The sequence below is a fragment of the Streptomyces sp. NPDC044061 genome (assembly GCF_056434305.1).
This window is the reverse complement of the sequence record NZ_JBWKFL010000010.1, coordinates 273,458-292,175: the sequence shown is the minus strand read 5'-3', so window position 1 is coordinate 292,175 and position 18,718 is coordinate 273,458. Positions and strand designations below refer to the sequence as shown.

At 74.7% G+C, this 18,718-nt stretch carries 1 protein-coding gene (only partly in view); it reads right to left on the bottom strand.

Annotation, left to right across the window (positions count from 1 at the left end; genetic code table 11):
* Positions 1–18,718 carry the 5' portion of a type I polyketide synthase gene (locus AC07CM_RS18780; RefSeq protein WP_478877506.1) on the bottom strand. 9,026 nt of this gene lie to the left of the window's left edge, so only the first 18,718 of its 27,744 coding nucleotides appear in the window; the start codon lies at positions 18,716–18,718; its stop codon lies off the left edge, out of view.

Genomic DNA, 18,718 nt, shown 5'->3' with positions numbered 1-18,718 from the left:
GATGGTCGTAGACGATTGAGGCGGGCAGTGTGGTGCCGGTCGCCGCGGCCAGACCGTTGCGCAACTCCAGCGTCGTCACCGAGTCGAAGCCCAGGTCCCGGAACGCGCGGTCGTGCTCGATCCGGCCGGTGCCGGAGTGCCCGAGCACGGCGGCGATCTGCGCCCGCACCAGCTCCAGCAGCACCTTCCTGCGGTCGCTCTCCTTGCGGCCCGACAGGTCCGCGCGCAGGCCGGACGCCGACGGCCGCTCGACGGCCGGGCCCGTACGCAGCGCCCTGACCGCCGGCAGGTCCTCGACCAGCCGGGTGGGCCGCATCAGCGCGAACGCGGGCACGAACGTCGCCCAGTCGACATCGGCGACGACCACCGCCACGTCGTCCAGCTCGACGGCCCGGCGCAGGGCGTCGACACCCGTCCGCGGACGCAGCGGCTCGAACCCGCCGCGCCGTACCCGCGCGGCCAGCCCGCCGTCGGCGACCATGCCCGCGTCGGCCCACGGGCCCCACGCGATCGAGGTCGCGACCCGGCCCTGCGCCCGCCGCCACGCGGCGAAGGCGTCCAGCCAGGCGTTCGCGGCGGCGTAGTTCGCCTGCCCCGGCGCGCCGATCGTGCCGGCGGTGGACGAGAACAGCACGAACGCGTCGAGTTCCAGTCCCGCGGTGAGCTCGTCCAGGTTCCGGGCCGCCGTCGCCTTGGCGTGCAGCACGGTCGCGAACGACTCCGGCGTGAGCGCGTCCAGCACGCCGTCGGCCAGCACCCCTGCAGCGTGGAAGACAGCCGTGGGCGTCACGTCGGCGAGCAGCGCGGCCAGCGCCTCGCGGTCACCGGCGTCGCACGCGGCGACGGTGACCCGCGCGCCGAGCGCCTCCAGCTCCGTGGCGAGCTCCACGGCGCCGGGTGCGTCCGGACCGCGTCGGCTCGTCAGCACGAGGTGCTCGGCTCCGGCCCCGGCCAGCCAGCGCGCCAGGTGCCCGGCGATGCCGCCGGTACCGCCCGTGATGAGCACGGTGCCGCGGGGGCGGTACGGCCGGCCGGTGCCGGAGGCTGCGTGGGCGAGCCTGCGGGCGAACGCACCCGCCGCGCGCACGGCGGCCTGGTCCTCTCCGGCCCCGGCGAGGACTCCGCCGAGCCTCTGTGCGGTGACAGCGTCCAGTCGTGCCGGCAGGTCGACGAGACCGCCCCAGGTCGCGGGCTGCTCCAGCGCCGCCACCCGGCCGAGGCCCCACACCGCGGCCTGGGCGGGGTCGGGGATCTCCGTGCTGTCGACGGCGACGGCGTGCCGCGTGACGCACCACAAGGGCGCGGTGATCCCGGCGTCGCCGAGCGCCTGCACGGCGACGGTGGTCAGCGCCAGGCCCGCGGGCACCTCGCCGTCGCCGGACGCGGCAGCCGACAGCAGCGACACCACGCCCGCGAAGCCGCCCCCGGCGGCCTGGTCGCGCAGCGCGTCGGCGAGCGCGGCCCGGTCGGGCTCCGTGACGTCGAGCCGGACGGTGTCCGCCCCGGCGGCGACGAGACCGCCGATGGCGGCGGTGACCCACTCCGAGTCGCCGGGCGCGAGCACCAGCCAGGTGCCGCCGAGCGACGGGGAGCCGCTGGGCATCGGCGCCCACACGACGCGGTAGCGCAGGGAGTCCACGGCGGACTCCTCGTCGCGGCGGCGACGCCAGGTCGACAGCGCCGGCACCATCGCCGAGACGGTGTCGGCGGGCAGACCGAGGGCGGTGGTGAGGGAGTCGACGTCGGCCTCCTCCACGGCCGCCCAGAACGTGGCGTCGACGGTGTCGCCGGGCCGCGGCGCCGCGTTGACGTCCTGCTCCGGCCAGAAGCGCTCGTGCTGGAACGCGTAGGTCGGCAGGTCGATCCGGCGGGCGCCGGTGTCCGCGAAGAACGCCGTCCAGTCGACGGGGACGCCGTGCGCGTGGAGGGCCGCGACGGCCGTGGCGACGGCGGAGGTCTCGGAGCGGTCGCGCCGCTGCGACGCGACGACCGCCACTCCGTCCTCGGGCAGGCTCTCCTGCGCCATGCCGGTCAGCACCGCGTCCGGGCCGAGCTCCAGGAAGGCGCGCACGCCGTGCCCGGCCAGCCATGTGACGCCGTCGGCGAACCGCACCGCCGCGCGCACGTGCCGCACCCAGTACTCGGGGTCGCAGACCTGCCCCGCGGTGACCGGCTCGCCGGTCACGTTGGACAGGACGGGGATGCGCGGCGGCTGGTACGTCAGGGTCCCCGCGACCCGGCGGAAGTCGTCGAGCACCGCGTCCATGCGCGGGGAGTGGAAGGCATGGCTCACCCGCAGCCGCCGCGTACGGTACCCGTCGGCCTCGAAGCCCTCGGCCAGCGCAAGCACCACGTCCTCGTCGCCGGCGATCACCACGGACTCCGGACCGTTGATCGCGGCGATGGACACGCGCCGCTCGTCGAGGCGCGGCGCGACGATCGCCTCGGACGCCCGGACGGAGACCATCGCACCGCCCTCGGGCAGCGCCTGCATCAGCCGGCCGCGCGCGGCGACGAGCTTGGTGGCGTCGGCCAGCGACAGCACTCCGGCGACGTGCGCGGCGACGAGCTCGCCGACCGAGTGGCCGGCGACGTGGTCCGGCCGCACGCCCCAGGACTCCACGAGCCGGTACAGGGCCACCTCCACCGCGAAGAGCGCCGGCTGGGTGTAGCCGGTGCGGTCCAGCTCGGTGGCGTCGTCCGCCCACATGACATCCCGCAGCGGACGGTCCAGCTCGTTGTCGAGGTGGAGCAGCACCTCGTCGAGGGCGTCGGCGAACGCAGGGAAGCGCTCGTACAGTTCGCGGCCCATGCCGCTGCGCTGCGCGCCTTGGCCCGTGAACAGCACGGCCAGGCCGCCCCGCTCCACCGAGCCACGCAGCACCCCCGCGCCCGGCGTTCCGTCCCGCACGGCCGTCAGGCCGCTGCCCAGCTCCGCCAGGTCCGTCGCGACGACGGCGGCGCGCCGTTCGAACGCCGCGCGGCCGGTCGCCAGCGAGTACGCGAGGTCGGTCGGGTGCGTGTCGGGCCGCGTGCGCAGGAGATCGAGCAGACGCCCGGCCTGCGCCCGCAGCGCGGCGTCGGTCCGGCCGGACAGGACGAACGGCAGCACGCCGTCGACGCGGGGCGCGCCGGGCTCCTGCGCGACCGGCGCCTGTTCCAGGATCGCGTGCGCGTTCGTGCCGCTGAGCCCGAACGACGACACGGCGGCGCGGCGGGGCCGGCCCGTCTCGGGCCACGGCACCTGCTCGGTCAGCAGGCCGATGGCGTCGCTGGACCAGTCGACGTGCGTGGACGGCGTCTCCGCGTGCAGGGTCCGCGGCAGTACGCCCCGCTGCATGGCGAGCACGAGCTTGATCACACTGGCCACGCCGGAGGCCATCTGGGTGTGGCCGATGTTGGACTTCACGGAGCCGAGAAGCAGCGGCCGCTCCGGGTCGCGCTCGCGGCCGTAGGTCCCGAACAGTGCCTGCGCCTCGATCGGGTCACCGAGCGCGGTGCCGGTGCCGTGACCCTCGATCGCGTCCACCTCGGACGCCGTCAGCCGGGCGTTGGCCAGCGCCGCGCGGATGACCCGCTGCTGCGCGGGTCCGTTCGGCGCGGTCAGGCCGTTGGACGCGCCGTCCTGGTTCACCGCCGAGCCCTTGAGCACGGCGAGCACCTGGTGGCCGTTGGCCTGCGCGTCGGACAGCTTCTCCAGCAGGACCACGCCGACGCCCTCGGCGAGGGTCATGCCGTCGGCGTCGTCGGAGTACGCCTTGCAGCGCCCGTCCACGGCGAGCGCCCGCTGCCGGGAGAACCCGATGAACGCGCCCGGATTGGACATGATGCTCACGCCGCCGGCCAGCGCCAGTGTGCTCTCCCCGGTGCGCAGCGACTGCGCGGCGAGGTGGATCGCCACCAGCGACGACGAGCAGGCGGTGTCCAGCGTGACGGCCGGACCCTCCAGGCCGAGCAGGTACGCCAGGCGGCCGGACAGGACGCTGCCCAGTGAGCCGGTGACCATGTGGCCCTCGGAGCTGTCCGCGGTGCGCGACACCGACGCGGTGTAGTCCTGGTAGCTGGCTCCGATGAACGTGCCGGTGAGGCTGCCGTGCAGACCGTGCGGGTCGAGACCGGCGCGTTCGAAGGCCTCCCACGCCGTCTCCAGCAGCAGCCGCTGCTGCGGGTCCATGGCCAGCGCCTCACGCGGTGAGATGCCGAAGAAGTCCGCGTCGAACTCCGCGGCGTCCCTCAGGAAGCCGCCCTGCACCGAGTAGGTCTTGCCGGCGCGGTCGGGGTCCGGGTCGTAAAGCTCGTCCGCGGGCCAACCGCGGTCCGCGGGGAAACCGCCGATCGCGTCGACGCCCTCGGTGACCAGCCGCCACAGGTCCTCGGGCGAGTCGGCCCCGCCCGGGTAGCGGCAGCTCATGCCGATGATGGCGATGGGCTCGTCCGGCGCGGCCGCGGCGGCGGCGCTCGTGGCCGCGGGCGCGTCGCCGGCGATCTCCGCCAGCAGGAACTCGGTCAGCGCGACCGGGTTCGGGTAGTCGAAGACGATGGTGGTGGGCAGCGTGAGGCCGGTGGCGTCGGCGATCCGGGTCCGCAGGTCGATCGCGGTCACGGAATCGAAGCCGGCGTCGCGGAACGCCCGCTGCTCGCCGAGCGCGTCGCCGGAGGTGTGGCCGAGCACGGTGGCGGCCTGGCCGCGCACCAGGTCCAGCAGCGTACGCTCCCGCTCGGCGGCGGGCAGCGCCCGCAGCGTCGCGGCGAAACCGCCTCTGGCACCACCGGTCACGGTGTTCTGCTCCCGGACCTCGGTGAGTGCCTTGACCTCGGGGATCTCGTCGAACAGCGTCGTCGGCCGGGTCGAGGTGAACACCTCGTGGTAGCGGTCCCAGTCGATGTCGGCGATCGCGAGTGCGGTGTCGTCCCCCTCGAGGGCGTTGCGCAGGGCCGTCAGCGCGAGCGGCGGCTCCATGAACACGAGGCCGCTGCGCACGATCTGTTCCGGGTCGACCCGGCCGAGCTTCCTGTCGTCCGCCCAGATGCCCCACGACAGGGACATCGCCGGCAGCCCGCGGGCACGGCGGCGCGCGGACAGGGCGTGCAGGTACGCGTTGCCCGCGACGTATGCGGCGTGCGCGCCGGAGGCCCACATGCCCGCGGTGGACGAGTAGAGCACGAAGTTGTCCAGCTCGTCCTCGGCGAGCAGCTCGTCCAGGATGCTGGCGCCGGTCACCTTCGCGTCCAGCACCCGCTCGAACTGGTCGAGGGTGGTGTCGGCGATGGTGCACAGCTCGATCACGGCGGCCGTGTGCACCACGGTCCGCAGCGGCGGCCCGTCCGCACGCAGCCGGTCCAGCAGTGCGGCTACGGCATCGCGGTCGGTGATGTCGCAGGCCACTACCTCGGCGGCGGCACCGCGCTCGGTCAGCTCCGCGACCAGCTCGGCCGCGCCGGGGGCGGCCGGGCCGCGGCGGCTGGTGAGCACGATCCGCTCCGCGCCCCGGCCGGCGAGCCAGCGGGCCAGATGCGGGGCCAGGGTGCCGGTACCGCCGGTGACCAGGACGGTGCCGCGGGCGGTCCAGCCCGAGCCGTCGGCGGTCTTCGGCGCACGCACGATCCGCCGCGCCAGTGTGCCGGCGGCACGCACGACGAGCTGGTCCTCGCCCGTCGCGCCGGACAGCACGGCGGCGAGCCGGCCCGCCTCGCGAGTGTCCAGTTCGACCGGCAGGTCCACCGTGCCGCCGATCCGCCGCGGGTGCTCGAGCGCGGCGGTCCAGCCGACGCCGAGCACCTGCGCCTGGCCGGGGTTGAGCACCTCGTCGGCGCGGCCCGTCGACACGGCGGCACGGGTGAGGAACCACAGCGGGGCGTCGATTCCGGCGTCGCCGAGGGCCTGCACGAGCGCCACGGTCAGCGCGAGACCCTCGTTCGTCGCGGAACGGCCCGCGAGCGGGCGCTCGGCACCCGCCACCAGCGACACCACACCCGTGACCGCGTCGATGCCGTCGAGGCCGTCGAGGCGTGCGGCGAGCACGGCCCGGTCGGCACAGGCGGCGTCGAGGACCAGCCGCTCCGGCGTGGCACCGTGCGCGCTCAGCGCGGAGAGCACGTCCTCGTCGGCGACGCCGTCGGCGGTGACCACGAGCCAGCGTCCGGTCAGCGCGGCGGTGCCCGTGCTGACCGGCGTCCACGCCACGCGGTAGCGCCAGGCGTCCACGAGGGTCTCCTCGCGGCGGCGGCCACGCCATGCCGACAGGCCGGGCAGCACGGCCGCGAGGGCCTCCTCGTCCACGGCGAGTTCGGTGGTGAGCGAGGCCAGGTCGCCGCTCTCGACGGCCTGCCAGAAGTCCGCCTCGACCGGGTCCGTACCGCCGGGCACCACGGGTGACGGCACCGGGATCCACAGGCGTTCGTGCTGGAACGCGTAGGTGGGCAGGTCGGTCCGGCGACCGCCCTGGTACAGGGCGGCCCAGTCCACGTCGACGCCGCGGACGAACGCCTCGGCGAAGGACGTGAGGACGCGGTCCAGGCCGCCCCTTTCGCGGCGCAGTGTGCCGGTCACCACGGCTCGCACGCCGGCCGCGTCGACCGCCTCGGCGATGCCCATCCGCAGCACCGGGTGCGCGCTGCACTCGATGAACGCGCGGTGGCCCTCGCCGAGCAGAGTGGTGACGGCCGGCCCGAAGTGCACGGTGCCACGCAGGTTTCGGTACCAGTAGCCGGCGTCCATGACCGTGGTGTCGAGCCACTCGCTCGTCACGGTGGAGTAGAACGGGACCTCGGCGGTCCGCGGCCGGATCGGGGCGAGGAGTTCGAGCAGCTCCTCCCGGATGTCCTCGACCTGGGCGGAGTGCGAGGCGTAGTCCACGGCGATCTTCCGCACCCGGACGCCGTCCGCGGCCAGGGTGTCGAACAGCGTGTCCAGCGCGGCGGGAGCACCGGCCACGACCACGGAACCCGGCCCGTTGACGGCCGCGATCTGCACCGTACCGTCGGAAGGCAGCAGCGGCTCGACGCGGTCCGCGGGCAGCGGCACCGACATCATGCCGCCCCTGCCCGCCAGCCGCCGGGCGATGGCCTGACTGCGCAGGGCGACCACGCGGGCACCGTCTCCGAGGGACAGCGCACCGGCGACCACGGACGCGGCGATCTCGCCCTGGGAGTGTCCGACCACGGCGTCCGGGTGCACGCCCTGCGAGCGCCACAGCGCCGCCAGTGCCACCATCACCGCGAACGACGCGGGCTGTACGACGTCGACGCGCTCCAGGCCCGGCGCACCCTCCGCCTGGCGCAGCACGTCCAGCAGGGACCAGTCCGTGAACTCCGACAGCGCGGCGGCGCACGCGTGGATGTGCTCCGCGAACACGGGCGACTCGTCGAGCAGCCGCGCTCCCATGCCGGCCCACTGCGAGCCCTGGCCCGGGAACACGAACACGGTCCGGCCCTCGACGTCCGCGACGCCCTCGACCACCTCGGTCGTGGCCCCGCCGCGGGCGTAGCCTTCCAGGGCGTCGCGGTCGAGGACCACGGCCCGGTGCTCGAACAGCGACCGCGACGTCACCAGCGAGTAGCCGACGTCGACCGGGTCCGCGTTCCAGCCGACCAGGCGGGCGGCCTGCTCACGCAGCGCGGGCGCGGACCGCGCCGACAGCACGAGCGGCAGCAAGGCCGGAACCGGCACGGGCGCACGCTCGTCCGGTGCCGGCACGGCCGGCGATTCCTCCAGCACGAGGTGGACGTTGGTGCCGCTGATGCCGAACGACGACACGGCGGCGCGGCGCACCCGCTCCCCCGTCTCCCACGGCCGGGCCTCGTGCAGCAGCTGCACGGTGCCCGCGCTCCAGTCGATGTGCGAGGACGGTGTCCCGGCGTGCAGCGTGGGCGGCAGCACGCGGTTTCGCAGGGCCAGCACCATCTTCATGACGCCGGCGACGCCCGCGGCGGACTGCGTGTGGCCGATGTTGGACTTCACGGAGCCGAGCAGCAGCGGCCGCTCCGGGTCCCGGTCCACGCCGTAGGTGGCCTGCAGCGCCTGGGCCTCGATCGGGTCGCCCAGCGCGGTGCCGGTGCCGTGCGCCTCCACGGCGTCCACGTCGGACGGCGCCAGCCGAGCGTTGGCCAGGGCCTGCCTGATGACCCGCTGCTGCGCGGGCCCGTTCGGCGCGCTCAGACCGTTGGACGCACCGTCCTGGTTGACGGCGGAGCCGCGGATCACCGCGAGCACCGGGTGGCCGTTGGCCTGCGCGTCGGACAGCTTCTCCAGGAGCAGCATGCCGACGCCCTCGCCGAGCGCCATGCCGTCGGCGCCCTCCGCGAACGCCTTGGACCGGCCGTCGTGGGCGAGCGCCCGCTGCCGGCTGAACGCCGTGAACGGCCCGGGGTTCGGCATGACCGTCGCGCCGCCGGCGAGCGCCAGCGTGGTCTCGCCGTTGCGCAGCGACTGCGCGGCGAGGTGGATCGCCACCAGCGACGACGAGCAGGCGGTGTCCACGGTGACCGCCGGACCCTCCAGCCCGAACACGTAGGCGAGGCGGCCTGACAGCACACTGGGGATGGTGCTGGTGACGACGTGCGCCTCGAGGTCCTCGACGTGCTGGGCGCCGTACTCCTGGAAGCTGGAGCCGACGAACGTGCCGGTCGTGCTGGAGCGCAGTGCGGCCGGGTCGATGCCGGCCCGCTCCAGTGCCTCCCACGAGGTTTCCAGCAGCAGGCGCTGCTGCGGGTCCATGGACAGGGCCTCACGCGGTGAGATGCCGAAGAACGCCGGGTCGAAGTCGCCGGCGTCGTGCAGGAAGCCACCCCGCGTGGTGTAGGTGGTGTGCGGCTTGTCCGGGTCGGCGTCGTACAGCGCGGCCGCGTCCCAGCCGCGGTCCACGGGCCATTCGCTGCCGGCGTCGACGCCGTCCTCGATGAGGGCCCAGAACTCCTCGGGCGTGGCGGCGCCGCCCGGGAACCGGCATGCCATGCCGACGACCGCGATGGGCTCGTCGGGGACGCCGGCCGCGGCGGTCACCCGCGCGGCGGTGCTGTCGGCGTCGAGCAGTTCCCCGGCCAGGTAGCGCGCCAGCGCCGACGGCGTCGGGTAGTCGAACACCATGGTGCTGGGCAGGGCGCGTCCGGTGATACCGCTGAGGCGCTTGCGCAGTTCGACGGCGGTCAGCGAGTCGAACCCGCCGTCGCGGAAGGCCCGTTGCTCCGGCACGCCGTCCACGGAGTCGTGGCCGAGCACACCGGCCGCCTCGGTGCGGATCAGGTCGACGAGCTGCCGTTCCCGCTCCTCGGCGGGCAGTGCGGCCAGGCGGGCGGCGAACTCCGTGCGGCTGTTCGGTTCATCGGGCGCCGCCGCCTCCGGCAGCGCCGCGAGCAGCGGGCTCGGCCGGGAGGCGGTGAAGACCGGCGCGTAGCGCGTCCAGTCCACGTCGGCGATGGTGACGGTGGTGTCGCCGCGCACGATGGCGTCGCGGAGTTCGGCGATGCCGGCGGCCGGCGCGATGAACCGCAGGCCCTGCCGCAGCAGGCTCGCGGTCATGGCGTCGTCGGTCGCCATGCCGGTCTCGGCCCACGGTCCCCACGCCACGGACGTGGCGGTGAGGCCGCGTGCGGCACGGGTCTCGGAGATGGCGTCCAGGCAGGCGTTGGCAGCGCTGTAGGGCGCCTGGCCGCCGCTGCCGATCGTGCCGGCGACGGAGCCGAACAGCACGAAGAAGTCCACGTCCCCGACCAGGGCGTCGAGGTTGACCGCGCCGGCCACCTTCGCGGACAGCACGGAGTCGAACTCGGCGAGGGTGGTGTCCGCGAGCGCCTTCATGTCGCTGACACCCGCCGTGTGCACCACACCGGTCACCGGGTGCTCGGCGAGCACCGCGGCCAGCGCGGCCCGGTCGGCCACGTCGCAGGCGGTGACCTCGACGCGCGCGCCCAGTTCCTCCAGTTCGGCGCGGAGCTCGATGGCTCCGGGCGCGTCCGGGCCACGTCTGCTGGTCAGCACGAGGTGGGTGGCACCGGAACGGGCGAGCCAGCGCGCGACCTCGCTGCCGAGGCCGCCGGTGCCCCCGGTGACGAGCACGGTCCCACGAGCGGTGAACTCGCCGGCGGGCGAGGGAGCGGTGTACCGGACGAGACGTCGACCGCTGCGCCCGGCCGGCCGGACCGCGACCTGGTCCTCGCCGTCGGTCCCGGCCAGGGTGGCGGCGAGATGGGAGGCGGCTCGGTCGTTCCACACCGCGGGCAGATCGATCAGGCCGCCCCAGCGGTCGGGATGCTCCAGCGCGACGCTGCGGCCGAGACCCCACACCGCGGCCTGCGAGGGGCGGGGCGCCGGGTCGCCGGGGGCCGCCGACACCGCTCCGCGCGTGAGAACCCACAGCGGAGCGGTGCTGCCGGCGTCGCCGAGCGCCTGTCCGAGCGTGACGGTCAGGGCCAGTCCGAGCGGGAACGCCGTCGGCTCCTCCTCGGACGGCGGCACCCACACCACCCCCGTCTGATCGCCGGCCTCGGTGAGCCGAGCGGCGAGCGCGGCACGGTCGGGTTCGGTCACCACCAGGGTGCGGACCTCGGCGCCGTGCGCCCGCAGCGCCTCGGCGAGATCGGGATGCTCGGTCGTGCCGATGAGCAGCCAGGCACCCGGCAGCGTCGCCGCGCGCTCCGCCAAGGCGGCCCATTCGACGCGGTAGCGCCACGTGTCGCGCATGGCACGCTCGTGACGGTCCCGGTGCCACGACGACAGCGCGGGCAGCAGCGCGTCCAGCGAGCCGCGCTGGTCCTCGCCGAGGCCGAGGAGTTCGGCGAGCCCGGCGGCGTCGCCCTCGTCGACGGCCGCCCACAGCCGGTCGCCCGCCGGGTCGCCGGGCGGCCGCGTGCGGGCCTCGGGCCAGTAGAACTCACGGGAGAACGCATAGGTCGGCAGGTCGACGCGGCGTGCGCCGGTGCCGGCGAAGAAGGCGGCCCAGTCGACGGGCACGCCCCAGGTGTCGAGCCGGGCCAGGGCGGTGACGGCGGCGCGCTCCTCGTCCCGCTCGCCGCGCAGCGTGGCGACGGCGGCGACATCGGCGGCGTTGTCCTCGACCATCGCGGAGAGGGTGCCGTCCGGACCCAGTTCGACGAACGCGCGCACCCCACGGTCCACGAGGGTCCGTACGCCGTCGGCGAACCGCACGGCCTCCCGGACGTGCCTGACCCAGTAGTCCGGCGTGGCCAGCTCGTCCCCGGCGACCACGCCGGTCACGGTGGACACCAGCGGGATCCGCGCCTCGCCGAAGGACAGGCCCTCGACCACGGACCGGAACGCGTCCAGCATCGGATCCATCAACGGCGAGTGGAACGCGTGCGAGACCCGCAGCGCCTTCGTACGGCAACCCCGCTCGCGGAACACCGTCTCGATCCGGGCGAGCGCGTCGGTCCCACCGGCCACGACGACGGACTGCGGACCGTTGACGGCGGCGATGGACACGCCCTCGACCAGCTCGGCGGCGACATCGTCCGCGCCGGCCTCGATGGCCGTCATGCCCCCGCCGGCCGGCAGTGCCTGCATGAGCCGGCCGCGCGCCGAGACCAACGCCGCCGCGTCGCTCAACGACAGGACGCCGGCGACGTGCGCCGCCGCGATCTCACCGACCGAGTGCCCGGCCAGGAAGTCGGGTCGCACGCCCCACGACTCGACCAGCCGGTACAGCGCCACCTCCAGCGCGAACAACGCCGGCTGCGCCCGGCCCGTCTCGCTCAGCGCCTCCGCGTCCTCGCCCCACATCACCTCGCGAACGCCCTCGCCGAGCTCCGCTGTCACCGCGTCGAACGCCTCGGCGAAGACCGGGAACCTGGCGTACAGCTCACGGCCCATGCCCAGCCGCTGGGCACCCTGACCCGCGAACACGAAGGCCGTGCGGCCGTGGACCGGCTCCCCCTCCGACAGGGCCGGGTCGGGCCGGCCGGCTGCCAGCGCGGCAAGGGCCCGACGCAGCGTCCCGGCGTCCGGTGCGATCACCGCCGCCCGCTGTTCGAACCGCGAACGAGTGGTCGCCAGCGAGTGGGCCAGGTCCAGCGGATCGGCCGAGTCGACGTACGCCAGCAGCCGCTCCGCCTGCGCCCTCAGCGTGTCCCGGCTGCGCCCGGACACCAGCACCGGTACGACACCGGCGGCGGTCCCCGGCTCCGGGACGGACTCCGCCACCGCGGGCGGGGCTTCCAGGACCGTGTGCACATTGGTGCCGCTGAAGCCGAACGACGACACCGCCGCACGCCTCGGCCGGCCGGAGGCCGGCCACGGGGTCTCCTCGGTGACCAGCTCCACCGCGCCGGCTGCCCAGTCGACCTGCGTCGACGGCGCGTCCACGTGCAGGGTGCGGGGCACGACACCATGCCGCATCGCCAGCACCATCTTGATGATCCCGGCGACACCCGCCGCCGCCTGCGTGTGACCGATGTTGGACTTCACCGAGCCCAGCAGCAACGGCGCCTTCCGGTCACGGCCGTACGTGGCCAGCAACGCCTGCGCCTCGATGGGATCGCCCAACGCCGTGCCGGTGCCGTGCCCCTCGACGACGTCCACGTCGGAGGCCGACAGCCCGGCGTTCGCCAGCGCGGCCCGGACCACCCGCTGCTGGGACGGACCGTTCGGCGCAGTCAGGCCGTTCGACGCGCCGTCCTGGTTCACCGCGGAACCGCGGACCACGGCGAGGATCTCGTGCCCGTTGCGGCGGGCGTCGGACATGCGTTCCAGCACGATGACGCCGACGCCCTCGGACCAGGCGACGCCGTCGGCGGCGTCCGCGAAGGCCTTGCACCGGCCGTCGGCGGCGAGGCCACGCTGTCGGGAGAACTCGAGGAACGACGTCGGGGTCGACATGACCGTCACGCCGCCGGCGAGGGCGAGGGAGCATTCCCCCGCACGCAGCGACTGCGCGGCCAGGTGCAACGCCACCAGCGAGGACGAGCAGGCCGTGTCGACACTGACCGCCGGTCCCTCCAGGCCGAGCGTGTACGACACACGGCCGGAGGCCACGCTCGGGGACGTGCCGGTGCCCTGGTGGCCCTCGAACTCGCCGCCGCCGAGCGCGTGGACGTAGTCGCTGTACATGACGCCGGTGAACACACCCGTGCGGCTGCCGCGCAGCGCGGCGGGAGGGATCCCAGCCCGCTCGACGGCCTCCCAGGACGCCTCCAGGAGCAGGCGCTGCTGGGCGTCGGTGGCGAGCGCCTCACGGGGGCTCATGCCGAAGAAGGCCGGGTCGAACTCGCCCGCGTCGTGCAGGAAGCCGCCGGAACGCGCGTACGACGTGCCGATGTGGTCGGGATCCGGATCGAACAGGGTGTCCAGGTCCCAGCCGCGATTGGTCGGGAAGCCCGATATCGCGTCGGCGCCCTCACTGACCAGCCGCCAGAGGTCCTCCGGTGAGGAGACGCCGCCCGGGTAGCGGCAGGACATACCGACGATGACGATCGGGTCGTCGGTGACGGCCTTCGAACCGGTGACCGACTCGACCGGCTCCTCGGCGCCGAGCAGTTCATCCAGCACGTACGCGGACAGCGCGCCGACGGTCGGGTGGTCGAAGACGAGCGTGGCCGGCATCCGCAGGCCGGTGGCGGCCGCGAGCCGACCGCGCAGTTCGACAGCAGTCAGGGAGTCGAAGCCGAGGTCGGCGAAGGTCCGGTCGGGGTCGATGCGATCGGTGCCGGTGTGGCCGAGCACCGAGGTCACCTCGGCCCGCACCAGCCCCAGCACGGTATCGGCACGCTCGACGGCGCTCAGCCGCGCGAGCCGCTGCGCCAGGCCGCTCGCGGCGACGCTCTCCGCGGTGGCCCGGCGGACCCGGGGCCGGACCAGGGCGCGCAGCAACGGCGGCACCTCGTCGCGGGCGCGCAGCGCGGGCAGGTCGAGCCGTACCGGGACCGCCACGGCGTCGGGACCGGGAACCGCCGTGTCGAACAGCGCGAGACCGTCCTCGACGGACAGCGGCAACGTGCCGGCACGAGCCAGGCGGCGCATACCGGACGCGCCGAGGGAGCGGGTCATGCCCGTCTCCTGCGTCCATGGCCCCCATGCCAGCGACACTCCCGGCAGGCCCTCGGAGCGCCGCTTGGTGACCAGTGCGTCGAGGAAGGCGTTGCCGGCCGCGTAAGCCGTCTGCGCCGCCGCGCCCACCACACCGGCGACCGAGGAGAACACCACGAACACCGATACGTCCCCGGCCAGTTCGTGCAGGTTCCAGGCCGCGTCGGCCTTCGGCCGCAGCACGGCGTCGATCCGGTCGGCCGTCAGCGAGGGCAGGACGCCGTCGTCGAGGACGCCGGCAGCGTGCACGACGCCCGTGACAGGCCCCTCGGCGGCGAACACGGCGGCCAGCGCGTCCCGGTCGGCCGCGTCCACGGCGGCGAACTTCACCTGCGCGCCCAGCCCGGCGATCTCGGCCGCCACCTCCGCAGCGCCCTCGGCGGCAGCACCGCGACGGCCGGCCAGGACCAGCCGCCGCACACCGTGGTGTTCGGCGAGGTGCCGCGCCACCAGGGCGCCGAGACCGCTCGTACCACCGGTGACCAGGACGGCACCGTCGCCCCAGTCCACGGCACCGTGGTCGGTGGACCGCACGCGGGCGAGGCGGGCGGCGAGCACCTCGCCGTCCCGCACCGCCGTCTGCGGCTCGCCGGCGCCGAGGGCCGGCACCGAGACGCCGTCGATCGCACCGAACCGTCCGGGATTCTCCGCCTCGGCCGCCCTCGCGAAACCCCACACGGCCGCCTGAGCCGGGTCGACCGTGTCATTTGGCCGCACGGCCACGCCGTTGTGCGTGAGGAACAGCAGACGGGAGCCGGCGCAGCGCTCGTCCGCGAGCCAGTCCTGTGCGATGCCCATGGCCCAGACGGCGTTCGCGTGCGCATCGGCCACCGGGTCACCCGTGCCCGTCGGCACCGGTGCCAGCACCACCGGCGGCACCGCGCCGGGCAGGTCGGCGACACCGGCGGCGACCAGCACCTCCACTCCGGGCAGCATGGGGGCGTCCGGCCCGAGGACCGCGACGGTCTCGGGCGCCGTTCCACCGGACACCGGAGCCCAGTCCAGACGGAAGAGCGCGTCCCTGCCCGGCTCGACGGCCAGGCGTTCGTCCCCGAGAGGCCGTAGCGCCAGGGACGCCACCGTCAGCAGCGGCGCGCCGGCGGCGTCCGTCACCTCGATCGACACCGCGGAATCGCCGACCGGCACCAGCAGCACGCGGGCCGCCGTCGCACCCGTGGCGTGCAGGCGCACGCCTTCCCACGAGAACGGCAGCATGGCGCCGCCGTCGCCGAGACCGGTGAGGGCGACCGCGTGCAGGGCGGCGTCCAGCAGTGCTGGGTGCATGCCGAAGGACGGCGCCTCGGCCGCGACGCTCTCGGGCAGCTCGACCTCGGCGGCGACCGTGCCGTCCGGGCCGACCCGCCAGGCCGCGGCGAGGCCGCGGAACGCCGGTCCGTACTCCAGCCCCGCCTCGGCCGCGCGCTCGTAGAAGCCGTCGAGGCCGACCGCCTCCGCCCCGGCCGGCGGCCACACGGTGGCATCGACGGAACCGGCCTGCTCGCCGGAGGCCAGGACGCCGTCGGCATGACGGGTCCAGGGGCGGTCCTCGCCCGAGTCGGTGGCGTCGCCCGCGTCGGACCGCGAGTACACCGTGAGGGTGCGGTGGCCGCGGGCGTCCGGGCTGCCGATCCACAGCTGTACCTGTACGCCGCCCTGGTCGGGCAGCACCAGCGGCGCGGCGAGCGTCAGCTCCTCGATCCTGCCGCAGCCGACCTCGTCTCCGGCTCGCACCGCGAGTTCGAGCAGCGCGGTGCCGGGTAGCACGGCCGTGCCGCGGACGGCGTGGTCGGCGAGCCATGCGTGCGACGCCACCGAGAGCCGGCCTGTGAGCAGCACGCCGTCCGAGTCCGCCAGGGACGCGGCAGCGGCGAGGAGGGGGTGGTTCGCCGAGCCGAGTCCGGCGGCGCGCATGTCTCCCGGCGCAGCGTGAGCGTCACGCGGCCAGTAGCGGCGGCGCTGGAAGGCGTACGTCGGCAGGTCGGCGCGGCGGGCGCCGGTGCCTGCGAAGTAGTCGGCCCAGCGCAGCGGGACACCGAGCGTGTGCAGACCCGCGGCCGCGGCCGCGAGGGCGGCGTCCTCGGGCTGCGCCCCGCGCAACGTCGCGACCACGCCGGCGTCCGGGAAGTCCTCCCGCACCATCGCGGTGAGCACCCCGTCCGGGCCCAGCTCCAGGAACGCGCCGACTCCGTGCTCGCGCAGCCAGCCGACACTGTCGTGGAACCTGACCGGACGGCGCACGTGGTCGGTCCAGTAGTCCGCGCCGGTCAGCTGCTCGACGGTGGCCTGCTCACCGGTCACCGTCGACACGACCGGCAGTAACGGCTCGCGGAACGTCAGATCCTCGGCGACCGCGTGGAATTCGTCCAGCATCGGGTTCATCAGCGGCGAGTGGAACGCGTGCGACACCCGCAGCCGCTTCGGCCTGTGCCCCGACTCGACCAGTGCCGCCTCGATCTCGGCGACCGCGTCGGCCTCGCCCGCGACGACCACCGACCGCACGCCGTTCACGGCCGCGATCGACACGGTGCCGGCATGCCCGGAGACCAGCGGCGCGACCTCGGCCTCGGACGCCCGCACGGACGTCATCACGCCGCCGGCGGGCAGCGCCTGCATCAGTCGCCCGCGTGCCGCCACGAGAGCCGCCGCCGCGGTCAGGTCGAGGACACCGGCCACGTGCGCGGCGGCCAGCTCGCCTATGGAGTGGCCGGCCAGGTAGTCCGGCTTGACGCCCCACGACTCCACCAGCCGGTAGAGCGCGACCTCGACGGCGAACAGCGCCGGCTGGGCGTATTCCGTGCGGTTGAGCGTACGTGCCGTCCTGGCCCACATGACCTCGCGCAGCGGGCGGTCGAGGTGGGCGTCCAGCGCCGCACACGCCTCGTCCAGGGCCGCGGCGAACACCGGGAAGCGGTCGTACAGTTCGCGGCCCATGCCGGCGCGCTGCGCGCCCTGGCCGGTGAACACCACGGCCAGCTTGGGTTTGCCGCGCGTGACACCCGAGACGAGCCCGGCCGGCGTCCCGCCGGCGGCCAGCGCCGTCAGCGCGGCCCGGACCTGCTCGTGATCGGTCGCCACGACGGCGGCGCGGTGCTCGAACGCGGCGCGCGTGGTCGCGAGCGAGAAGGCGGTGTCGGCCAGGGTGCCGTCGGCCAGGGTGCCGGAGTCGACCGCGGACAGCAGGCGCGCCGCCTGTTCCCCGAGCGCCTCACGGGTACGCGCGGACAGCAGCAGCGGCACCGCCCCGGCCGCGACGTCACCGACGGACGGCTGGTCCTCGTCCGACGGCTCGTCCTCGTCCGACGGCTGGCCCTCGTCGGCAGGTGCCTGCTCGATGATGGCGTGCGCGTTGGTGCCGCTCAGCCCGAACGAGGAGACGGCGGCACGGCGCGGACGGTCCGCCTCCCCGGGCCACGGCGTGTTCTCGGTCGCGAGCGCCAGCGACCCGCTGGACCAGTCCACATGGGATGTCGGTGCGTCGACGTGCAGCGTCTTCGGCAGCATTCCGTGGCGCATCGCCAGTACCAGCTTGATGACGCCTGCCACACCCGCGGCGGCCTGCGTGTGGCTGATGTTGGACTTCACCGAGCCGAGCAGCAGCGGACGGCCGGCGGGGCGGTTGCGGCCGTAGGTGGCGAGCAGCGCCTCCGCCTCGACCGGATCCCCCAGCGTCGTGCCGGTGCCATGCGCCTCCACCACGTCGACCTGGTCGGCGGACAGCCGCGCGTTGAGCAGCGCCTGCTCGATGACGCGGATCTGCGAGGGCCCGTTGGGGGCGGTCAGGCCGTTGGACGCACCGTCCTGGTTGACGGCCGAGCCGCGTACGACGGCGAGGATCGTGTGCCCGCGTCGGCGTGCGTCGGACAGCTTCTCCAGCACGAGCACGCCGACCCCCTCGGCCCAGCCGGTGCCGGACGCGGACTCGGCGAAGGAACGGCAGTGTCCGTCGGCGGCGAGACCGCCCTGCTTGGAGAACTCGACGAAGGTGAGCGGGCTCGACATGACGGTGACGCCGCCGGCCAGCGCGAGGTCGCACTCCCCCGCCCGGAGCGACTGGGCCGCCAGGTGGAGCGCGACCAGCGAGGAGGAGCACGCGGTGTCCACGGTGACGGCGGGGCCGACCAGTCCGAAGGAGTACGACAGACGGCCCGAGATCACGCTGGACGTGTTGCCGGTCAGCCGGTACCCATCGATGTCGTCGGCCGGACCGACCCGGTACTCCTGGGGCATGGCGCCCACGAACACGCCGGTCTGAGTGCCTTTCAGGCTCGTCGGGTCGATGCCCGCGCGCTCCAGCGCGTCCCACGTCGTCTCCAGCAGCACCCGCTGCTGGGGGTCCATGGACAGCGCCTCACGCGGTGAGATGCCGAAGAAGTCGGCGTCGAACGTGGTGGCGTCGTGCAGGAATCCACCCGACAGCGTCGAGGACGTGCCCAGCGCCTCCGGGTCCCAGCCCCGGTCGGCCGGGAAGTCGGTCACGCCGTGGCCACCCTGCTCCAGCATCGCCCACAGGTCCTCGGGGCCGCGCACGTCTCCGGGGTAACGGCAGCCCATGCCGACGATGGCAATGGGCTCGGCCGCCGCCTCCTCCAGTTCCTGCACCTTCTGCCGGGTGCGCCGAAGGTCGACGGTGGCACGCTTCAGGTAGTCCCGAAGGCGCTGCTCGTTGCCCATCGCACGATCCAT